Consider the following 2,813-nt stretch of genomic DNA (forward strand, 5'->3'; position numbering starts at 1 on the left):
CAGAAGAATTATGAGCTGGTGGAATATGTCAATGATGTGAACCGCGACCATGCAGAAGTGTTGATGGAGCTGAATATCAATGGTATAATGGATACAGCGTACAGCTATGGAAATGAACGCCTGACCAACGAGCGATTCACCGGCTGGACCGGTTATTATACCTATGACCCAAGGGGGAGTGTGACAGGTGTAACAGGAAGTGATGGATATATCTGGCAGTCGTACCGGTATAATGCCTTTGGAGATATCACGTTTGGCAAGCCACAGTACAATAATGTCTATAGCTATAATGCCGAAAACTTCAACCCGAATATGGATGCTCAGTATTTAAGGGTGAGATATTACAGCGTGAAGACAGCCGGATTCATCAGTGAGGACAGTTATCTGGGAGATATCACAGATCCATTGACACTGAACCGATATAATTACGTCAAGGGAAGCCCTTTGAATTATATGGATCCGAGTGGACACGTTGGTTTAGATATCTTTGCACCACCTAGTAAATATGTCCATACAGGTGATATACCGGTGGCAAATGACAGTAATGCAACCCGTCCTAATGATAATGGAAATGTACAGGGACCACCTCCTAGTCCAGTACCAAATAGCTTTGGTGAACATGCAAAAACACTTTTGTCTAAACTATTTGAGATTGCCATTAAGCGGAAAACCAAGGACGAGTGCCAGAGAGAGTGGGAGGAAATAACTGGCGGAGATCCTATGTATGGGTTCGACAGTCCAACGGATGATTTTATTGACATAATTATTGGTGCAAACTATGCATTAATGAACAAAGGAATTGAAACTGTTGGATTACTTAACAACTTAATATACAATTATCGCTACCGATATGAAAATGAGGCAATGGTAAAGAATGCGGAGCAATGGGTAGTTGACAATCTAATATATGACCCAGCCAACTTCTATTTAGGAAAGCTGTTTGGTGATATTATACTGGCATCATATAGTGTAAAGGAAATTGAACTTCTTCTTTCAAAACTAGGAGCTATTGCTGGGGGAGGTTCAATAGGAGCTGCTGGTGCTTTGGGGGCTACGGCTCAAGCTGAGATTGATGAGTTGTTAGTCGTAGCCGGATTAGAGGATAGTGCAGCAGCAGGAGCATTCTTATCCGTTGTTTATGCATCTGGATTACCAGAAGACTGGGAGAAGTTTCGGAAAGCTTTTAAGGAAGTAAATGGTAACACAAGTAGTTCCAGCGGTTCCAGAATTATTAAAGAGACAGATAATTATATTGATTATGTAAATGAATCTGGGACAAAAGTAAGAATTCCTAAGCAAACAGAAGGGTCTATTTCAAAATCAATACAGAGTAATTTAACTAGTACAAATACTGGTACAGCTATCGAAGCCAAAGTGGCAAATTATATTAATGAAAATACTAATGCATCTGTGGTAGATTTTGGAAACAAAATAAAGACTGTGGATGGCTTAACGTTGGGTGACATTGATATATCAACAAGTAATCAAATAATAGAGGTTAAATCTTCTATTGCTTCTGTCAAAATGGACCAGTTGCTAAAATATACGGATCCTACACATTCGAAATATTTTAATTTTGGAGATAAAGAGGTGATTCTGTATATTGATAAGGCAATTGACATGTCTGTCCCGAGTAATATTAAGATGATTGAACAAATTGAAAATCTAGGTGTTAAGATTGTTAATGGGTTAGACCAGTTAGGAGGTGTTATCAGATAGTATGGGACAATCAGGCATAATATTAAAAGAAAAAAAGGATATAATATTTGAAGAAATTTTATCAAATGTAAAAAAGGCATTGGAAAATGCAGGTTACCACTATATCTGTGATACAGAAAAGGGCTGTTTTAAATCATTTGAATATGAGAGTAATACCATATGTGTTCAAGACCGCCAAAACCCAGAAAGAGGATATCTAATGTATCTTTATGGTAAATCTGAAGAAGTTTATGATACTATGTTTGATTGGATAAAAAAGGGAGCATGCCTAAATCAAATTATTAGTATTGAGGATTTTAATAACTGTGAGGATATGCTTTTGAGGTTTGTGTACGAATATATGAAACTATCGCCAAATGACATATTTTATGATGAATTGGATTGGTATTATACAAAGGCAGATATCGATAAGATAGTTAGTAATAGTTTTAATAAAAATTGGTGCTATATTTTACCGACTTAAGTGGAGAGGGGATGTTACAGAGCGCCTTACTTATGAAATGGCTTAAAGGGGGATTTAATATGTAAAAGAACTTTCGCCCGGCTTTGCCGGGCGATATCCCAAAGGACAGAGAAAAAAGAATGCTTTTAGGTAAGTACCTGGAGGCGTTCTTTTTTGTGATAAACCGTATATTTCAGCTGAACTACAACCTGTATACCGATGATGACTGTAAGGAGAATTCCGAAAATTGGAACGGAAATCTGAAACGAGTTGTGGAGGGAAAGAATAAACAGCAGGCACTTATCTGCGTTTCCCGACGTTTGGTAAATATCGTGTATGGGATGCTGAAAAACCAAACAGAATACCAGGAGCCGGAGCGATAACTGTTGTCGCTCCCGAACAGTTTGTGCTAAGATAGAGCCAGAAGAAACACAGCGTTTGGTTTAACACCTTTTCCAAAAGAACAGAGAAAAAGGTGCGAAATCTATAAGCTGGATGACTCAGTGCCAAGGGGGAGTCTGATTCCAAATTAGATACCGGAAAATGGAATAAAGGGTCTTGAACAAAATCGCTGCGCGATGGCCTGCCAAGGTTACGCATAGCGATTTTTCTTTTTCATAAAAAAGCAGTAGTAAATGAGTCCTGAATAAGG

3 protein-coding genes are annotated in these 2,813 nt (G+C 38.3%); all 3 read left to right on the plus strand.

Features of this window, described 5'->3' with window-relative positions; all coding sequences use genetic code 11:
• The coding region (locus G614_RS33205; protein ID WP_049948117.1) for an RHS repeat domain-containing protein at positions 1-1,719 on the plus strand (1,719 nt) is incomplete at its 5' end.
• 1 nt (position 1,720) lies between these two features.
• The gene (locus G614_RS0123715; RefSeq protein WP_027643863.1) at positions 1,721-2,182 is read left to right on the plus strand and encodes a hypothetical protein; all 462 of its coding nucleotides are present in this window, start codon (positions 1,721-1,723) and stop codon (positions 2,180-2,182) included.
• 155 nt (positions 2,183-2,337) lie between these two features.
• On the plus strand, positions 2,338-2,544 hold the full coding sequence (locus tag G614_RS28900; RefSeq protein ID WP_151164519.1) for a hypothetical protein: 207 nt from the start codon (positions 2,338-2,340) through the stop codon (positions 2,542-2,544).
• The last annotated feature ends 269 nt before the right edge of the window (positions 2,545-2,813 follow it).

Origin of the sequence: [Clostridium] clostridioforme AGR2157, from assembly GCF_000424325.1 — a bacterium.
In the GTDB taxonomy this organism is placed as follows: Bacteria; Bacillota; Clostridia; order Lachnospirales; family Lachnospiraceae; genus Enterocloster; species Enterocloster clostridioformis_A.

Coding starts and splice junctions, on each gene's coding strand:
- G614_RS0123715 (WP_027643863.1), top strand. CDS start 1,721: ATGGGACAATCAGGCATAATATTAAAAGAAAAAAAGGATATAATATTT.